Origin of the sequence: Streptomyces sp. NPDC060209 (genome assembly GCF_042728155.1) — a bacterium.
In the GTDB taxonomy this organism is placed as follows: domain Bacteria; phylum Actinomycetota; class Actinomycetes; order Streptomycetales; family Streptomycetaceae; genus Streptomyces.
Map to the genome: position 1 here is coordinate 1 of NZ_JBHWZS010000173.1, position 17,758 is coordinate 17,758.

Genomic DNA, 17,758 nt, shown 5'->3' on the forward strand with positions numbered 1-17,758 from the left:
CGGGGGTGGGGGGGGCCCCCGGCCACCGGCGGGGGCCCCCCCGATTCGCGTTCCGGGAAGCGTGCTTGGCAGGATCACGCACCATGGACACGGACAGCGCCGGCACCCCGCCCACGACCACCGAGGACCGCCTCGCGCAGATCGACAGCGTCCTCGCCCTGCCCTTCCCCGCAGGGGAGGAGAGCGAGGACAACGGTGTGCGCAGCAGCGGACCCGGGCATCATCTGCTGATCCTGCGGGCGAGCCGGGACTTCTGGGACGACCGTTCCCCCGAGCTCGTCGAACCCGCCGAGCAGGAGATCGAGGCCGAATTCAGCGTCCTGGCGACCGCGTTGAGCGAACGGTGGGGCGAGCCGGAGACCGTCGACCTCTGGCCGTTCCTGGAGCAGGACGATGAGGGCGAGGGCGCGGGCGCCGCTCCGGAGCCGATGGGGCAGCTCTGCAATCTGGCGGGCAGCATGCAGGTCTGGCGTGTGCCCGGGGGCACGCGGTGGCTCGGTCTCGCCGTCGGGCAGGCCGATCCGGAATTCCCCATCTGGCTGCTCGCCGCGGTCGGGGAGACGGCGACGCTCCCGGAGTGAGGCACCCTCGGGGCCCGAGGGGGCCCGGCGAAGAGGTCAGAGCAGCGCCGGCTTCACGGACATCAGCAGGTGCTCGTGCGTGGCTGTTCCCGTGTCCTCCCCGACGGTGATCATGGCGCGCTGCCCGGGCCCCATCAGCTTCATCCGGACCGTCGTGTCCTCGAAGGAGGACAGGGCGTCCATCAGATAGGCGGGGTTGAAGGCCACCGTCATCTCCGCGGTGCCGTCGAAGGCCGCCGGCAGGCGTTGGGAGGCCACGTCGTCCTCGAATCCCGCCTGCAGCAGGGCCGAGCCGTCAGGCCCGGGGGACAACGTCATCTGCAGCGGGCTGCCGCCGTCCGCGACCACGGAGACCCGCTTGACGGCCTCCACCAGGCGGGCCCGGTCCATCACCGCGGCCGCTGGGTCCGTCATCGCGAACAGCTTGTCGTGACGAGGCAGTCTGCCGTCCAGCAGGCGCACCGTCGTACGCGTCCCGGCGTGCTCGAATCCGACCGACCCCCCGTCCACGGCGACATCGACCTGTCCGGACCTGCCGAGTGACCGGGCGATCTCGGTCAGCCGGCGGGCCGACACCACGACATCGGCCGCCACGTCCGGCGCCGTCGCCTTGAACGGCAGGGCGCGCACCGCGAAGCGGTAGCGGTCCGTCGCCGCCAGCGTCATCGTGGAGCCGTCGAGCCCGAGGCGGATCCCGGTGAGCGTCGGCAGGGTGTCGTCCCGCCCCGCGGCCACCGCCACCTGCGCGACCGCCGAGGCGAACTCCCCGGCGTCCACCGCCCCGCGGACCTCGGGCAGCGGCGGCAGCGCGGGGTAGTCGTCGAGGGGCAGGACCGAGAGACCGAAGCGCGAGCCGTCTCCAGTGACCGTGAAGCGGGAGCCCTCCACCGCGCACTCCACGGGGCCCTCGGGCAGCACCTTGCAGATGTCGAGCAGGCGCCGCCCCATGACAAGCACCTTCCCGGGCCGGATGGTATGAGCCTCCGCCTCGACGCGCGCGGAGGCCTCGAAGTCCAGCCCGGACACCCGGAGTCGGTCGGCGTCCGCATCGAGGAGCAGTCCGCCGAGGACGGGGACGGGCGAACGCGCGGGCAGCACCCGGGCCGCCCGGGAGACGGCATCGGTCAGTGCGCCACGTTCCATACGGAATTCCACGGCAGGGCCCCTCGTCCGGCGTACGACACGGTCGAGAACCACGCTAGGCGGGGCCACTGACAGTCGCCGCGGACCGACGACAGCGACCACCCCCGTGAGCCGCTGCCGCCGTGCCGCCCGGACGTCCCCCGACGTCCTCGGGCCCCCGGATCCGGGACGTCGTGAAGTCCCCCGACGTCCCCCGAGCGTCCCGGAACACGCTGGGGACTCTAGGGGGACGGGGCGGCGGGCCGGGAGATTCAATTCGCACCGTGTGGCTCACGACGGGTATCAAACCGCACAGCCGTACCGGTACTCTGCACTCCGGTTTCGGGGAGGATCGGAGGACACGTGCCAGCGCGGGAACGGGCCGACGACGTACTGCTGATGTACCGGCTGGCGCGGACCGGTGGTTCGCCGGAGCTGCTGCGCAGGCTCGCCCGGCGGGCAGAGGGCTGGGCCGGGATCGTGGACGGGGACGGCACGGTGCTCCAGGCCGTGGCCGGGAACGTCCGGTGGCCGGGCCACGAAGCGGCCGGGATCGCCGCCCGGGCCGCGCGGGAGCTGACCGCCCGGGGCGCCGGCTCGTACACCCTCGACACCGACGAGTGCGCCGCGCTGCTGCTCCCCCTCGACCGGACACCCGGGGACCGCGGCCCGGTCCTCGCCCTCGTCGCGCCCAAGCCGCTGCCCGGCGGGCTGAGCACGCTGATGGCCGACGCCGTGATGCCGCTGGCCCTGTCCTGGGCGTCGGAGAGCGTCGAACGCAAGCGGCGGCGGGTCGACCTCGCGGAGTCCCGGGGCCGCGAGGCCGTACTGCATCTGCTGATGACGGGCCAGCTCTCGATCGCCCACCAGGTGGCGGGCGCCCTGCGGCCGAAGCTGCCCGACCCCGTACGCGTCTGTGTCGTCGAGTGCTCCGGCGGGCAGCGGGACGAGGTGGCCCGGATCTGCACGGACGCCTCCGGCGGCCGGACCTGGATCGTGCGCTGCCCGGTCTACGCCCGTCATCTGATCCTGATCGTGCCGGCGGACGAGGAGGCTGGAGCGGAGGGACCGGAGAGCGGGCGCACGCTCGGCCTGGCCGTCGCCGGACTCGTGGACGACTGTGTCGTGGGCGTCAGTGAGGAAGTGCGGCTGCCCGACACGGCGACCGCCTACCAGCAGGCCTTCCACGCCCTCGCCGTCGCCCGTGGACTCCCCGGCCGCCATGCCAGATTCGGCGCGGCCGCGGAGCCGGCGCTGGTCGTCGGAGCCGCCGGGGCACGGTGGGCCGATGCCCTGCTCGCGCCCCTCCTCGCCCATCTGCCGCGCCGCTCGCAGGACCCGGGCTGTCAGGAACTGTCGGCGACCGTCGCCTCCTGGCTGGCGTTCTCCTCCCATGCCACCCAGCATCTGAAGATCCACCGCAACACCCTGGCCGCGCGCGTGAAGTTCGTCGGCGAACTCCTCGGCCTGGACCTGAACCGGGTCGCGGACCAGGCGGCCGTCGACCTGGCTCTCCGGATCAGGGCCACCCCGGCGCTGCACCGACCCCACCCCGGAGGCCCGGCGGTTTCCGAGGACCTCGACACGATCCTGAGCGCCCCCGGCGTCCAGGACTGGGCCGCCCAGCAGCTGCGGACCCTCACCCAGGCCGGACCCATGGGTGAGGACACCTTGCGGACATGGCTGCGCTGCGAGGCCCAACTGAGCCCGGCAGCGGCCGAACTGGGCATCTCCGTGCCCGGCGCGCGCAAGCGTCTCACCCGGCTGGAGGCGCTGCTGTGCCGGTCGCTGCTCCAGACGCCGAGCGCGCGGTACGACCTGTGGCTCGCGTTCCGGGCGGTGGACCTCGCGGCGTGAGCCGCTCAGCCCGTCTTCGTGTACGTCAGGCTCTTGCCGGTGGAGGTGATCTCGCGGTGCAGGGTGCCGTCGGGCAGCAGCGTCAGGACGGTGGACTCCCCCGGGGTGCATGACGTCAGCGGTTCGCCTTCGGTGACCCGGGAGGGCCCGACACGGACGGGGCCTCCGGAGGAGGGCTCGCTCTCCAGCTCGGCCTGGAACACGCAGTGGTAGGAGCCACCCGTGTCGAGCGGGCCCTCGGCGGTGAGGGACAGCACGGTGTCGCCCACCTCGCCCTGCTGGATGACGAGTCGGCGGGTGGACGCTCCCCCTCCGCCGTCGATGCTGCCGGACCAGGTGCCCAGGAATCCGGAGGGGACGGTGCCGTCCGCGCCCGTGCCGTCGGAGCTCTTGGCATCGGGGTTCGTGCCGTTCGGCTTCGTTCCGTCAGGGGATGAGCCGGACCGGGAACCGGAGGGCGAGACGCTGCCGGCCGGGGACGCCGTCGGCCCGCCGTCCCCGCTCCGCATGAAGGCGTAGACCCCCCAGCCCGCCCCCACGGCGACGAGCAGCGCGACGGCGACCAGCAGCACGGTGGAGCCCGCCCCGCGGCGGCGCTCGGGGGCGGGCGGGGCGAAGCGGGCGGGCGGGCCGTACGGGGGAGTGGGCCCGTATCCGTAGGCGGGGGCGGGCTGCTGGGGGTAGCCGTACGAGGGCGGCGGCGTCCGCTGCGGTACCGGCGGGGGCGGGCCGACCAGTGTGGGGAACCCGTGCGCGGCGCCGGGAGGGCGAACCGGCGCGGGAGGAGCGGGCCGAGCGGGAGTGGGCGGAGCGGGAGTGGGTGCCACGGGCGCGGGCGGCGCCGTCTGCGGGCTCTTTGCCCGGGTGCCCTTCGCCGGGCCGTCCTCCTCGGGGCCGCTCTCTTCCGGGTCCTCGGAATCCAGCAGTTCCACCGCGTGCCGGCCCAGCTGGGCGATCAGCGCACCGGGCAGCCACGGCTCCGTGGTGTCCGTATCGCCCAGCCGCTCCAGGACGGTGTCCGTGGAGGGCCGCGCGGCCGGGTCCTTCGTCAGGCAGTCCCGGATCAGCTCGACCAGGTCGACGGGCACGCCTGTGAGGTCCGGGTCCTCCTGCGCGATCCGGAACAGCAGGGCGTGGACCCCGCTGTCCGCCACACCGAACGGCAGCCGGCCGGTCGCCGCGTACGCCAGCACGGAGCCGAGGCAGAAGACGTCGCACGCCGTCGTCACGCGCTCGCCCCGCACCTGCTCGGGCGACATGAAACCGGGTGAGCCGATCATCGCGCCGGTGCGTGTGAGGCCGCCGTCGGTGACGGTGTCCAGAGCCCGGGCGATACCGAAGTCGATGACCCGAGGGCCGTCGATCGTCACCAGGACGTTGGAGGGCTTCAGGTCACGGTGGATCAGTCCGGCGCGGTGGATGTCCTGGAGCGCCCCGGCGAGCCCGGCGCCCAGGATGCGGACGGAGCGCTCGGGGAGCGGACCGTACGCCCCCGAGTCGGCCAGGGCGCCCCGACGTCCCGAGACGATGCCGTGGAGCGAGGGGCCGGCGACGTAACCGGTGGCCACCCACGGCACCGCGGCGTCCACTCCGGCGTCGAGCACGGGCGCGGTCCAGGAACCGCCGACTTTCCGGGCGGCCTGCACCTCCGCCCGGAAACGGTCGCGGAAATGCTGCTGTTCGGCGAGCTCGGGCCGGACCAGTTTGATGGCGACGGTGCGGCCGCGGTCCGACCGGGCCAGGAACACCTGGCCCATCCCGCCGGCACCGAGGCGCCCCAACAGACGGTAGCTGCCGATGCGTTGCGGATCGCCGGAGCTCAGCTTCTCCATGGTGCGCTTCCTCCCCCGTGCGGCCATGTCCGACCGTGGGTCGAGAATAGCGGCGGGTGTGCCGTGGAGCCCGCCCTCAGCCCCGGGAGGATTCCGGCGGCGATCCGGTCCGGGACGTCAGGGTGTCCATGGCGGCCGAGAGCCGCTCCAGCACCTGGACGGTCCGCGCGAACTCCTCCTCGCCCAGCTCCTCGGCCAGCCGCGCGGCGAACTCCGCGTGGGCGGGGCCGATCCGGCTCACCGCGGCCCGGCCCTCCGCAGTGGGCCGGAGCAGCTTGGCCCGGCGGTGGGCCGGGTTCGCGACGTATTCGGCAAGGCCCCCGGCCACCAGCAGGTCGGCGATCCGCTGCACGCTCTGCCGGGTGATCCCCATCGCGCGGGCGATCCCCGACACGGGAAGCGGCTCGGTCAGGACCGCGCCGAGGACCTGCCACCGGGCCGCTGTCAGCCCCGCGGGCCCGGCCAGCTCCTCCGCGAGGGACAGGAACTGGCCGTTGAGCCGGAACACCCCGATCGCGGTGCGACTGAACCGGGCGCCGTTCTCATCGTCCGCGGTGTTCTCCCCGCTCATCCTTGGAGCACCTCGTACGCGCTCGCGTCCGAGTCGTGGAAGAGGCGGTACCAGGCGTCCAGCTTCTTCGGCTCGAACACCCCGAGCAGGCCGAAGATCTCGCGGGCGAAAGCGACCGGCTCGGTCGGCCCCGCCGTGACGAGGGCGCCGTGCGACGCTCCGCCGGAGCCGGAGCCGGTCACCGCGTCGGCCTCCACGTAGTGCGCGCCGCCCGCGTATCCCGTGGCCGCGAGGTAGAACGACACGGCGCTCGTGTGGGGGCGGTCGTCGAGCAGCCCCTCGCGGGCCAGCCCCGCGGTCGCCCCGCAGATGGCCGCCACCGGCACTCCGGCGTCCAGGAAGGTCCGCGCCGCACGGGCGAAGGGGGCGAGGGTGTCGCCGGTGTCCCAGAGGGACGCGCCCGTGAGGACGAGCAGCGTGCTGTCGCCGGGGTCCAGCCCGTCGAGCGCGAGGTCGGGCTGGATGCGCACTCCGCCCATGGTGGTCACGGGTGCGGTGGTGAGGCCGACGGTCCGCACGGTGTACCCGTGCTGGGTGAGGTGTGCCGTGGCGAAGCCCGGCTCCCAGTCGGCGAAGGTGTCGTAGACGGCCAGGTGAACGGTCGTGCTGGTCATGATGACCTCCGGTGGCGGAGCACGGGACCTTATGACAAGAGACTGTCATGATGACAGCATGCTGTCAATTGGATGACCGGTTCCGGGCGGGAACCCGACACCCTGCCGAGCCGGGCGGCCCACGCCGTACACAGTGGCCATGGAGGACGGCCGCGATGCCGCATACGCTCGCCCGCATGAGCCCCGATGCCCCTCGCGCCCCGTACATCGACCCCGCAGCGGGCGCGGCCGTGAAGGCCGCCGACCGCGCGCACGTGTTCCATTCCTGGTCCGCCCAGGGCCTGATCGACCCGCTCGCCGTCGCCGGCGCCGAGGGGGCGTACTTCTGGGACTACGACGGCAACCGCTACCTGGACTTCACCAGCGGTCTCGTCTTCACCAACATCGGATACCAGCACCCCGTCGTCGTCGCCGCGATCCAGGAGCAGGCGGGCAGGCTCGCCACGTTCGCGCCGGCGTTCGCCGTCGAGGCGCGCTCCGAGGCGGCCCGCCTCATCGCCGAGCGCACCCCCGGCGACCTGGACAAGATCTTCTTCACCAACGGCGGTGCCGAGGCCGTAGAGAACGCCGTCCGCATGGCCCGGCTGCACACCGGACGCCACAAGGTGCTCTCCGCCTACCGCTCGTACCACGGAGCCACCGCCACCGCGATCAACCTCACCGGCGACCCGCGCCGCTGGGCGTCCGACACAGGGTCGGCGGGCGTCGTCCGCTTCTGGGCGCCGTTCCTCTACCGCTCCCCGTTCTACGCACGGACGGAGGCCGAGGAGTGCGCCCGCGCGCTCCAGCACCTCGAGGACACGCTGGCCTTCGAGGGCCCGGCGACCGTCGCGGCCGTCGTCCTGGAGACGATCCCCGGCACGGCGGGCATCATGACGCCGCCGCCCGGCTATCTCGCGGGCGTACGCGAGATCTGCGACCGGTACGGGATCGTCTTCGTGCTGGACGAGGTGATGGCCGGCTTCGGCCGCACCGGGAAGTGGTTCGCCGCCGACCACCACGACGTCGTGCCGGACCTGTTGACGTTCGCGAAGGGCGTCAACTCCGGTTACGTGCCGCTCGGCGGCGTCGCGATCAGCGCCGAGATCGCCGCCACCTTCGAGACCCGCCCCTACCCCGGCGGACTCACCTACTCCGGCCACCCGCTGGCCTGCGCCGCCGCCGTCGCGACGATCAACGTGATGGAGGACGAGAAGACCGTCGAGAGCGCCGCACACCTCGGCGAGCACATCCTCGGCCCCGGCCTGCGCGAGCTCGCGGAGCGTCACCCGTCCGTCGGCGAGGTGCGGGGGCTCGGCGCGTTCTGGGCGCTGGAGCTCGTCCGCGACAGGGAGACCCGGGAGCCCTTGGTCCCGTACAACGCGACCGGCGAGGCCAACGCCCCGATGGCGGCGTTCGGTGCAGCGTGCAAGAAGAACGGCCTCTGGCCCTTCATCAACATGAACCGCACCCATGTCGTCCCCGCCTGCAACATCACCGAGGCCGAGGCGAAGGAGGGTCTCGCGGCCCTGGACGCTGCCCTCTCGGTCGCCGACGAGCACACCGTGTAGACGGCACCGGACACGACGCCCTCCCCCGTGCCCGGAACCGGGCACTTGCCCTGGCTTATGGTGACCCAAGCCGAGAACGGGAGGGGGCGTCATGGGTGCGAGCGGAGGTGTGACCCGCAGTACGCTGCGGCAGCAGATCGCCGACGCGCTGCGTGACGAGGTCCTCGCGGGGCGTATGCAGCCCCGGGTGGAATTCACCGTCAAGCAGATCGCCGAGCAGTACGGCGTGTCCGCGACACCCGTGCGCGAAGCGCTCTTCGACCTGTCCGCGCAGGGGCTGCTCGAATCCGACCAGCACCGCGGCTTCCGGGTCCGCGAATTCACCGTCGCCGACTACCGTTCGATGGTGCGGGCGCGTGCCCTGGTCATAGACGGGGTGTTCCGGGAGATCTTCGACGGGACCGGCTCGGCACCCGCCGTGCTCGCCGTCCACCGGCCCGCCCTCGTCTCCGTGCGCCGCCGGGCCGAGGAGGCCACCCGGGCCGCGCGCAGTGGCGACCTCGACATCCTCATCGGCTACGACCTGCGGTTCTGGCGGGAACTCGGCGCCGTCATCGGCAACACCTACATCAACGACTTCCTGCAACGGCTCCGGATGCAGGCCTGGGTCTTCGCCGTCCCGTACCTCCGGGGGGACGCCGACGTGTGCGACTGGCTGTGGAACGGCCACCAGGAGCTGGTGGAGGCGATCACGGCTGCCGACGGGCCCGCCGTACGCGCGGTGCTGGACGCCTACTACGCGCACGGGATGGACTGGGCGGACCGGCTGGCCGCCGACAACCCCCCGCACCCGGGTCACGGCTGAGCACGTACCCGCCGGAGGGTGCCCCGCACCCTGTGCGCGGGGTCCCGGCCGCATTACGCTGGCCCGACCATCGCACGAACCCGTTGGAGAGCGAGACTTCGTGGCCTGTGACCTGTGGCTGGTCCCCCTCGTCGATGTGCTGTGCCACAGCCCCGACAACCCGTTCGCCGAAGAGATCGCCGTCTACGACAAGGCGTTGACCGAGGCGGGGCTGCCGCCCGTGCCCGTCTACGCCTACATGCCAGGACTCACCGGGGACGTCGCCCCGGTCGCGGGCTTCGACTACGACGCCCTGCACTTCCTGCGCCGCGCCTACCTGCTCCAGCTGAGCGGCCTCGCCGTCACACCCGTCGACGAACTGGGCGGGGACTACGAGCAGTTGCTGGAGATGTTCGAGCAGAGCGCGCAGGAGTCGCACCTGGTCTGGCACTACGACCACGCCGGAGCGTACGTCCCGGTGGACTTCCCCCACCCGCTCTCCGGCGACCAGCTCCTGGAGGGCGGCGGCCCGCTGGGCTCCTCCCACGGCCTGCTGCGCGACTTGGAGTTCGTCGCCCCGTCCATCGGCATAGACCCGGCCAATCCGCCGGCCGCCCCCGTGCCGCCGGCCGGCCCGACCACGCTGGAGGAACCGGCCGCCCCGGTCCCGTACGACGAGAGCCCCTTCGCCCGGGAGCGGCACGTCTGGCTGGGCCTGCACGCGGCGGCCACCCGCAGCCTCGCGCAGGGCTCGATGATCATTTTCAGCTGATCCGCCGTACCGGCTGCCGGTGACCGCCCCGCTCCTACGGCGGGGCGGCTCCGGCTGTGGCGGGCGGCTCCGGCTTCAGCGGGGCGGCTCCGGAGGCCGCTGGCGCGGCATGTTCGGCCGGGCCACAGAGGGCATGGTGAGCCGGCCGGGCACGGCCCCCGGCTCGGGGCGGCCACCGGGCCCGCCCGACACCAGCGACTGCATCCCCATGGGCGCGGGCCCGGCCCGGAACTCCACCATCCAGTCCGCCGTCTCCATCCGGACGAGCTCGGTGATGTCCTCCGAGAACCGGCGCAGCACCCCCAGGCACCGCTCCGCGGCCTCGCTGGCGGTGCCCTCCGTCGGCCCGAGAACCTCGCGGACGCACTCGGAGGCCCAGTCGAACTGCAGCACCTGGAGCCGCCGCTGCACGGCCTGTGCCGTCGCGAGGTTCCTTATCCAGCCGGAGGTCAGTCCGAAGTACCGGTCGCACGCCATGCACGCGGCGCCCAGCAGCAGCGACAGGTAGCCCCAGCCGGCCGACCCGTGCAGCTCCCCCGTCAGGTCGAGCAGGGGGAGGGCCGCGCCCGCGACCACCCCTGCCGCAGTGCCGAGCCGGAGCAGTCTGGCCGTGCGCCGCTTGCGGACCCGGTCGCGCAGATACCAGTCGGCGGTCTCGATGGCGCCGGCCTCGACCCAGCGGTAGAGCTCGTCGAGCCGTTCGGCGGGTTCGCCCCAGTCGCCGAGGGGGAAGGCGCGGCCGGTCAGGTCCCTGGGGCTCGAACCGTAGCGCGAACCGGACCGTTCGGTTCCGGTGCCTGCACCGGATGTCGCGCCGGACTCCTTGCGGGGCGGCCCTTCGGGCTGCATCTCCGGCTGACTCACCGGGGAACTCCTCTGCACTCTGCCTTCGGCGCGTATCGACGCGGAGTCGGCACGGTTCTCGGTCACGGAGGGGGCGGGTACCGGCATATGACCGGGGCCCCCACCGTGTAACTCTGCGTTACCTTCGATGTGCGTATGGGTACGGATACGCATGCTCTTCCTACCGCCGAATGGTGGGCCGCGGGGTCGAAATCGCGGGATTCCCGCGTGGGTACGGCCTCTGGTCAGGTATAGGAGCACGGCAGGCACTTTTCAGAACTCACCCGAAAGAGTTGGTCCTCTACGGGTGGGGCACGGCGTCCGGCGAACACGTAGGCTCGGCATACCGAAACAATCCGTTGTCGAAATGCCAGGAGTGACCGTGATTCCCGGTGGTGGCCAGCCCAACATGCAGCAGCTGCTCCAGCAGGCCCAGAAGATGCAGCAGGACCTTGCCGAGGCCCAGGAGGAACTGGCCAGGACCGAGGTCGAGGGACAGGCGGGCGGCGGTCTCGTGAAGGCCACCGTGACCGGGTCCGGCGAGCTCCGCGCCCTGGTGATCGACCCGGGTGCGGTGGACCCGGAGGACACCGAGACGCTCGCCGATCTCGTGGTCGCCGCGGTCCAGGCGGCCAACGAGAACGCGCAGCAGCTCCAGCAGCAGAAGCTGGGCCCGCTGGCCCAGGGCCTGGGCGGCATGCCGGGTCTCCCGTTCTGACCCCTGTAGCTACCCGGGCGTACCGGATACGGTACGAGCAGCAAAAAGGAAAGGCGTTCCGTTGTACGAAGGCGTGGTTCAGGAGCTGATCGACGAGCTGGGCAGACTGCCGGGCGTCGGTCCCAAGAGCGCGCAGCGGATCGCATTCCACATCCTGCAGGCCGAGCCCACCGACGTACGCCGTCTTGCCCACGCCCTCCTCGAGGTCAAGGACAAGGTCAGGTTCTGCGAGATCTGCGGCAACGTCGCCCAGCAGGAGCAGTGCGGCATCTGCCGTGACGCGCGCCGTGACCGCTCGGTCATCTGCGTGGTCGAGGAGCCCAAGGACGTCGTGGCGATCGAGCGGACCCGTGAGTTCCGGGGCCGCTACCACGTGCTCGGCGGCGCGATCAGCCCGATCGAGGGCGTCGGCCCCGACGATCTGCGCATCAGGGAGCTGCTGGCCCGGCTCGCGGACGGCTCCATCACGGAGCTGATCCTGGCGACGGACCCCAACCTGGAGGGCGAGGCCACCGCGACGTACCTCGCCCGGATGGTCAAGCCGATGGGCCTGCGGGTCACACGGCTGGCCAGCGGACTGCCCGTGGGCGGCGACCTGGAGTACGCGGACGAGGTCACCCTCGGCCGCGCCTTCGAGGGAAGGCGGCTGCTCGATGTGTGACCCGGCATCTGACTGCGGCTTTACACGTGGTGGCGTTATGTTCTACCCACCGTCCGCGACCGTGCCCACGGGAGGTCCCCTCGATGTCTGACGCCACACTGAACTCCGTCAAGCAGGATCCGGACGACTTCGCCGTCCAGATCGCGGACCAGATCAAGACGTTCATCGTCGCGGTGACCGAGGTGTCCAAGGCCGAGGAGCCCGAAGAGGCCGTCCCGGTCCTGCTCCTCCAGGTCTCCCAGCTCCTGCTGGCCGGCGGGAGACTCGGTGCCTACGAGGACATCCTCCCGGACGAGCGCTACGAGCCGGACCTGGGCCCCGAACCGGACGCCGACGGGCTGCGTGAACGCTTCGCGGAGCTCCTGGAGCCCATCGACGTCTACTCCGAGGTCTTCGACCCGTACGAGCCCCGCAAGGCCCCCGTGCCCCATCGCATCTCCGACGACCTGGCCGACCTGGTCACGGACCTCGGACACGGCCTCGCGCACTACGAGGCGGACCGCACGGCGGAGGCCATGTGGTGGTGGCAGTTCTCGTACTTCTCCAACTGGGGCTCCACCGCCTCGGCGGCCCTGCGGGCGCTCCAGTCGCTGATCGCCCACATCCGGCTGAACCAGCCGCTCCAGGAGCTCGACGGCCTGGACATCGACCAGGACCCGAGCGACGGGGACCTGGCCGAGGAGGCGGGGCGTGTGATGGCCGAGGAGATCGCGGGGCCCCTGGGCCTCCGGCCGGTCCTGTAGCTCCTCCGGCGCCGGTTCACCGGCCCCTGGCCCCTGGGGCCAGTCCTGTGGCTCCCGGGGCCGCAGTCCCGGCCCAGCGCCTCTTGGCGGCGGGCTTGTCGCCGCTGTGCCTGCCGAGCCCCCTGTGCCCGCTGTGCCCGCTGTGCCCGCTGTGTCCTGGGACACAAAGAGGCGTGCGCCGGGGTGGAGGGGGCAACAGTCCGGTACGAGCAGTTCGGGACGGGCTTCGTACCGAGTGGTGGGCGGGACATCTCACCATCCGGTACCGACAGGTCGATTCCGGACTGCTCGTTAAACTGAGCCGACCGCACCATTATTGAGCGAGGAGCGCACGTGGGCCTTGTCGTGCAGAAGTACGGAGGCTCCTCCGTAGCCGATGCCGAGGGCATCAAGCGTGTCGCCAAGCGAGTCGTCGACGCCAAGAAGAACGGCAACCAGGTGGTTGTCGTGGTGTCCGCGATGGGCGACACGACGGACGAGTTGATCGATCTCGCCGAGCAGGTATCCCCGATGCCTGCCGGGCGTGAGTTCGACATGCTGCTGACCGCCGGAGAGCGGATCTCCATGGCCCTGCTGGCCATGGCGATCAAAAACCTGGGCCACGAGGCCCAGTCGTTCACGGGCAGCCAGGCCGGTGTCATCACCGACTCGGTCCACAACAAAGCGCGCATCATAGATGTCACGCCCGGCCGCATCCGGACCTCGATCGACGAGGGCAACATCGCCATCGTCGCCGGGTTCCAGGGAGTGAGCCAGGAGGGCAAGAACATCACGACCCTCGGTCGCGGTGGCTCCGACACGACCGCTGTCGCGCTGGCCGCCGCGCTGGACGCGGAGGTCTGTGAGATCTACACCGATGTGGACGGTGTCTTCACCGCCGACCCCCGGGTCGTGAAGAAGGCCCGGAAGATCGACTGGATCTCCTTCGAGGACATGCTGGAGCTGGCGGCGTCCGGCTCCAAGGTGCTGCTGCACCGCTGCGTCGAGTACGCACGCCGTTACAACATTCCGATCCACGTCCGCTCGTCCTTCTCCGGACTGCGCGGCACCTGGGTCAGCAACGAGCCGCAAGGGGACCAGCAGGTGGAGCACGCCATCATCTCCGGAGTCGCCCACGACGTCTCCGAGGCCAAGGTCACGGTCGTCGGTGTTCCCGACAAGCCGGGCGAGGCCGCCGCGATCTTCCGCGCCATCGCGGACGCCGAGATCAACATGGACATGGTGGTGCAGAACGTCTCCGCCGCCTCGACCGGTCTGACGGACATCACGTTCACCCTGCCCAAGGCCGAGGGCCGCAAGGCCATCGACGCCCTGGAGCGCAGCCGCGCCGGCATAGGGTTCGAGTCGCTGCGCTACGACGACCAGATCGCGAAGATCTCCCTCGTCGGTGCGGGCATGAAGACCAACCCCGGCGTCACCGCGGGCTTCTTCGAGGCGCTGTCCAACGTCGGAGTGAACATCGAGCTGATCTCGACGTCCGAGATCCGCATCTCGGTGGTCACCCGTGTCGACGACGTCAACGAGGCCGTGCGCGCCGTGCACACCGCCTTCGGCCTCGACAGCGACTCGGACGAGGCCGTCGTCTACGGGGGCACCGGCCGATGACAGGACGCCGCCCTTCGCTCGCGGTCGTCGGCGCGACCGGGGCGATCGGTGGCGTCATGCTCCAGATCCTTTCGCAGCACGCGGATGTCTGGGGCGAGGTCAGACTGATCGCCTCTCCGCGTGCGGCCGGCACCAAGCTGGTCGTGCGTGGTGAGGAGACCGAGGTCCTCGCGCTCGCCGAGGACGTGTTCGACGGGATGGACGTCGCCCTGTTCCTGGTGCCGGACGAGGTGTCCGCGCAGTGGGGGCCGGTCGCCGCCGCCCGGGGCGCCGTGGTCGTGGACGACTCGGCGGCCTTCCGGCTCGACGACGACGTCCCCCTCGTCGTCCCCGAGATCAATCCTCATGCCGTGCGGATCAGACCGCGCGGCATCGTCGCGTCCCCGAACTGCACGACGCTGTCGCTGATCGTCGCGGTCGGCGCCCTGCACGCCGAATTCGGGCTGCGGGAGCTGATCGTCTCGTCCTACCAGGCGGTGAGCGGCGCTGGGCGCGACGGTGTCGCCGTGCTCCGCGAACAGCTCGCCCTGGTGGCGGGTACGGAGCTGGGCACACGCCCCGGGGACGTACGGCGGGCGCTGGGTGACGGGGACAAGAGCCCCTTCGCCGCCCCGGTGGCACTGAACGTGGTGCCGTGGGCCGGGACCGACGCCGGGGACGGCTGGTCGTCCGAGGAGCTGGCGATCCGTGAGGAGTGCCGGAAGGTCCTGGGCCTGCCGGACCTCAAGGTGACGGCGACCTGCGTGTACGTACCCGTCGTCGCGACGCACTCCATGTCGGTGCACGCCCGCTTCGAGAACGAGGTGGCCGTGGCCCGGGCGCACGAGGTCCTGGCGACCGCCCCCGGGGTGGTGCTCTTCGACAGTCCGGCGGCCGGTGACTTCCCCACGCCGTCCGACGTCGTGGGCACCGATCCGACCTGGGTGGGCCGGGTTCGGCAGTCGATGGACGACCCACATGCCATCGAAATGTTCATCTGCGGCGATAATCTGCGAAAAGGCGCGGCTCTCAACGTGGCTCAGATCGCCGAGTCCGTGGCCGGAGAATTTCCTCGTACCTGATCGAACCTGTTTTGTAGGATCTGTGTGCGCCCTGTGGGTAACTCGCTGGTCTGAACCTCTTGAGCTGGGGCGTTGTCATATCCGACGATGATCTCCTGGCCCTCCGCAACCGCTAGACGGATGCGACGCGTCTATGTCGTCACTTCTTGCATGGCTGGACGTATTTTCAGGGCATTTGGGGAAGAGCAGGTACGAATGAGGGCATGTCGCACAGCATCGAACGCGGTGCCGTACGCGTACAACCCTGACGGGGGGAAGCGTGTCCAACTGGCGTGGCAGAGGTTCTCGACATCACAGTGGTGGGCCCGTTGCGAGGCGCTTCGGTGCGTCCGCTCCGGCGGCCCCGCGCACCCGGCGGTATGCCGGTGATTGCGCCCATGCCCGCTGCGCGACCCACCCGGCTGCCTTCGCAGCGCGAGGGCGCTGAGGAGACGGTGGCGGCAGGAACGACGGTCGACCATCTAACCGAGACCTATCGCGCCCACTACCGCTCGCTGCTGGGCCTCGCGGCACTCCTGCTGGACGACACCGCGTCCTGCGAGGACGTGGTGCAGGAGGCGTTCATCCGGGTGCACTCGGCGCGGAACCGGGTGCGCGATCCGGAGAAGACGCTCGCGTACCTCCGCCAGACCGTGGTCAACCTGTCCCGCTCCGCGCTGCGCCGGCGCATCCTCGGACTGAAGCTTCTCTCGAAGCCGATGCCCGACATGGCGAGTGCGGAGGAGGGCGCGTACGACCAGTTGGAGCGGGACGCGCTGATCAAGGCGATGAAAGGGCTGCAGCGCCGCCAGCGCGAGGTGCTGGTGCTGCGCTACTTCTCGGACATGACGGAGGCTCAGGTCGCGGAGACGCTGGGGATATCGCTCGGTTCGGTGAAGGCGTACGGCTCCAGGGGGATCGCGGCACTGCGCGTCGTGATGGAGGCGCAGGCATGAGCGGGCCCGAGCACAGGCACGACGATGACCGGACTGGAAACGGAATTGTGAACCACGGGCCGGAGGACATCCCGAACACCGATCCGGAGCAGGACGGTGAACGGAAGCAGGACGCCGAAGCGGTCGACGGCGCGGAAGCCGCCTCAGGGCCCACCGCCCGAGGGGCGGACCCGGACGCCGGTGCGTCGGACGGTCATGACTCGGAAGCCGGTGAGCCGGACGGTCATGACTCGGACGGTCGTGACTCGGACGGTCATGACTCGGACGGTCATGACCTGGGCGGCCGTGACCTGGGCGGCCGTGCCGCCGGGTTCGGCGGTGGCGGCACGCTGACCGAGCTCTTCGGCGGCGGTAAGGGTGGCGGTGCCTCCGGGACCGGCGGTGCCGCCGGCGAGTCCGCAGGTTCGGGAGGTCCGGGCGGCTCGGGCGGTGGCATGGACGAGGTCGCGCTGCGCCGCATGCTGCAGGGCGCCGTCCAGGGTCTCGAGCCCTCCGACGGCACCCTCGACCATCTGCACCGCGCGGTGCCCGCCCGGCGCGCCAAGCGGCGACAGGGAGTGGTGGGTGCCGCGGCCGCGGCACTGCTGATCGGGACGGCGGTCCCCGCTTTCGTCCATGTGGCGAACTCGGACGGCTCGGCCACCGCCAATACCGCCATCGCCGGCCACGGCCAGCAGGCCCAGGGAGGCAGCGGCGAGGACGCGGGCGGTGAAGCCGACGGCGGGAAGACGGCCGGGCCCGCGAACCGCCAGAGCGAGGGCGCCGAGGGCGAGGCCGGCACTTCCGCGGCTCCGTCGCAGGGATCGCAGCCGGGTGCCGAGAACAGCGGGACCACGGGCCTGGACGACCCCCCGGGCTCCGACAAGGCCGCCACCACTGCCTGCGACCCCGACCAGCTCGGGGTCGCCTCCGCCGAGTCGGGCGCGGCCGGTGCGGACGGCACGGTGTACGGGACCTTCAGGATCGCCAATGTGTCCGGCGCCGCCTGCTCGGTGACCAGCAACGGCACAGTCGGCTTCCAGGCGGCGGGCGCCGCCGATCCGCTGAAGATCACGGTGGTGCAGCACACCACGAGTGACCCCGCGAGCGGGCTGCCCGATCCGTCGCTGGAGCCGGGGACGGTGTTCCTGAAGCCGACGATGACGTACGAGGTGCGCTTCGCCTGGGTGCCGTCCAACACCTGTCCGACCACCGGCGGTTCCCCCAGCCCGACGCCCACCGTCGGCGACGGCGGTGGCGGCGAGGGCACCGGGAGCGATGCGGGGACGACGGACACCGCGGCGCAGTTCGGCAGTGCGGACGAGGGCCCTGCGGACGGCAGCATCGCGGTCACGCACACCCCGGAGGCGGGGGCGCCGACCGCGGAGACCACGATCGCCAACGCGTGCGCGGGCACGATCTACCGCACAGGCGTACTGGACGCCTCGTAGCGGAGCCGTAGCCGGCTTCGGACGCGGACAAGGACGCAGACACGGGCAGGGGCCCGCCATGAACCCTAGGGTTCATGGC

17 protein-coding genes are annotated in these 17,758 nt (G+C 71.5%); 12 read left to right on the forward strand and 5 right to left on the reverse strand.

The window, feature by feature from the left end; translation table 11 throughout:
* Positions 1-83: 83 nt before the first annotated feature.
* Entirely contained in the window at positions 84-581 is a 498-nt protein-coding gene (locus tag ACFWFI_RS27535; protein ID WP_387395082.1) for a hypothetical protein, read from the forward strand.
* A gap of 36 nt (positions 582-617) precedes the next feature.
* Here the strand turns inward: ACFWFI_RS27535 and dnaN are convergent, their stop codons facing one another.
* Entirely contained in the window at positions 618-1,736 is a 1,119-nt protein-coding gene (gene dnaN, locus ACFWFI_RS27540; RefSeq protein ID WP_387395084.1) for a DNA polymerase III subunit beta, read from the reverse strand.
* Positions 1,737-2,102: 366 nt separating this feature from the next.
* Between dnaN and ACFWFI_RS27545 the strand changes: the two genes are divergently transcribed.
* On the forward strand, positions 2,103-3,560 hold the full coding sequence (locus ACFWFI_RS27545) for a helix-turn-helix domain-containing protein (protein ID WP_387395114.1): 1,458 nt from the start codon (positions 2,103-2,105) through the stop codon (positions 3,558-3,560).
* 5 nt (positions 3,561-3,565) lie between these two features.
* Here ACFWFI_RS27545 and ACFWFI_RS27550 read toward each other — a convergent pair whose 3' ends face one another.
* From ACFWFI_RS27550 to ACFWFI_RS27560, 3 genes are all read right to left on the reverse strand, one after another.
* Positions 3,566-5,392, reverse strand: a complete 1,827-nt coding sequence (locus tag ACFWFI_RS27550) for a serine/threonine-protein kinase (protein ID WP_387395087.1) — start codon at positions 5,390-5,392, stop codon at positions 3,566-3,568.
* 76 nt (positions 5,393-5,468) lie between these two features.
* Positions 5,469-5,963: a MarR family winged helix-turn-helix transcriptional regulator gene (locus ACFWFI_RS27555; RefSeq protein WP_387395090.1), complete on the reverse strand. Its 495-nt coding sequence runs from the start codon at positions 5,961-5,963 to the stop codon at positions 5,469-5,471.
* Positions 5,960-6,577 carry a DJ-1/PfpI family protein gene (locus ACFWFI_RS27560; RefSeq protein ID WP_387395092.1) on the reverse strand — a complete coding sequence of 206 codons (618 nt, stop codon included), beginning with the start codon at positions 6,575-6,577 and terminating at the stop codon, positions 5,960-5,962. The genes ACFWFI_RS27555 and ACFWFI_RS27560 overlap by 4 nt, the downstream gene beginning before the upstream one ends.
* Before the next feature lie 176 nt (positions 6,578-6,753).
* On the opposite strand from ACFWFI_RS27560, the gene ACFWFI_RS27565 reads away from it, so the two are divergent.
* The 3 genes from ACFWFI_RS27565 to ACFWFI_RS27575 all read left to right on the forward strand — a co-directional run bounded on the left by ACFWFI_RS27565 (position 6,754) and on the right by ACFWFI_RS27575 (position 9,683).
* Positions 6,754-8,127 carry an aspartate aminotransferase family protein gene (locus ACFWFI_RS27565; RefSeq protein WP_387395095.1) on the forward strand — a complete coding sequence of 458 codons (1,374 nt, stop codon included), beginning with the start codon at positions 6,754-6,756 and terminating at the stop codon, positions 8,125-8,127.
* A gap of 91 nt (positions 8,128-8,218) precedes the next feature.
* On the forward strand, positions 8,219-8,932 hold the full coding sequence (locus ACFWFI_RS27570) for a GntR family transcriptional regulator (RefSeq protein WP_387395097.1): 714 nt from the start codon (positions 8,219-8,221) through the stop codon (positions 8,930-8,932).
* Between the two features lie 100 nt (positions 8,933-9,032).
* Positions 9,033-9,683: a hypothetical protein gene (locus ACFWFI_RS27575; RefSeq protein ID WP_387395099.1), complete on the forward strand. Its 651-nt coding sequence runs from the start codon at positions 9,033-9,035 to the stop codon at positions 9,681-9,683.
* A 75-nt stretch (positions 9,684-9,758) separates the two neighbouring features.
* Here ACFWFI_RS27575 and ACFWFI_RS27580 read toward each other — a convergent pair whose 3' ends face one another.
* Positions 9,759-10,547, reverse strand: coding sequence for an SLATT domain-containing protein (locus ACFWFI_RS27580; protein WP_387395101.1), 789 nt, complete (start codon positions 10,545-10,547; stop codon positions 9,759-9,761).
* Between the two features lie 361 nt (positions 10,548-10,908).
* On the opposite strand from ACFWFI_RS27580, the gene ACFWFI_RS27585 reads away from it, so the two are divergent.
* From ACFWFI_RS27585 to ACFWFI_RS27615, 7 genes are all read left to right on the forward strand, one after another.
* Complete coding sequence (locus ACFWFI_RS27585; protein WP_387395116.1) at positions 10,909-11,244, forward strand: YbaB/EbfC family nucleoid-associated protein; 336 nt, start codon at positions 10,909-10,911, stop codon at positions 11,242-11,244.
* 61 nt (positions 11,245-11,305) lie between these two features.
* Positions 11,306-11,905, forward strand: coding sequence for a recombination mediator RecR (gene recR / locus ACFWFI_RS27590; RefSeq protein ID WP_099173476.1), 600 nt, complete (start codon positions 11,306-11,308; stop codon positions 11,903-11,905).
* Between the two features lie 83 nt (positions 11,906-11,988).
* On the forward strand, positions 11,989-12,648 hold the full coding sequence (locus ACFWFI_RS27595; protein ID WP_387395104.1) for a DUF5063 domain-containing protein: 660 nt from the start codon (positions 11,989-11,991) through the stop codon (positions 12,646-12,648).
* A 333-nt stretch (positions 12,649-12,981) separates the two neighbouring features.
* The gene (locus tag ACFWFI_RS27600) at positions 12,982-14,253 is read left to right on the forward strand and encodes an aspartate kinase (RefSeq protein ID WP_387395106.1); all 1,272 of its coding nucleotides are present in this window, start codon (positions 12,982-12,984) and stop codon (positions 14,251-14,253) included.
* Positions 14,250-15,314 (forward strand): aspartate-semialdehyde dehydrogenase, encoded by a 1,065-nt coding sequence (locus ACFWFI_RS27605; RefSeq protein ID WP_387395108.1) that lies wholly within the window; start codon positions 14,250-14,252, stop codon positions 15,312-15,314. The genes ACFWFI_RS27600 and ACFWFI_RS27605 overlap by 4 nt, the downstream gene beginning before the upstream one ends.
* 359 nt (positions 15,315-15,673) lie before the next feature.
* Positions 15,674-16,249, forward strand: coding sequence for a SigE family RNA polymerase sigma factor (locus ACFWFI_RS27610; RefSeq protein ID WP_031090798.1), 576 nt, complete (start codon positions 15,674-15,676; stop codon positions 16,247-16,249).
* Positions 16,246-17,679, forward strand: a complete 1,434-nt coding sequence (locus ACFWFI_RS27615; RefSeq protein WP_387395111.1) for a hypothetical protein — start codon at positions 16,246-16,248, stop codon at positions 17,677-17,679. Before ACFWFI_RS27610 ends, ACFWFI_RS27615 begins: the two co-directional genes overlap by 4 nt.
* Positions 17,680-17,758 lie beyond the last annotated feature (79 nt).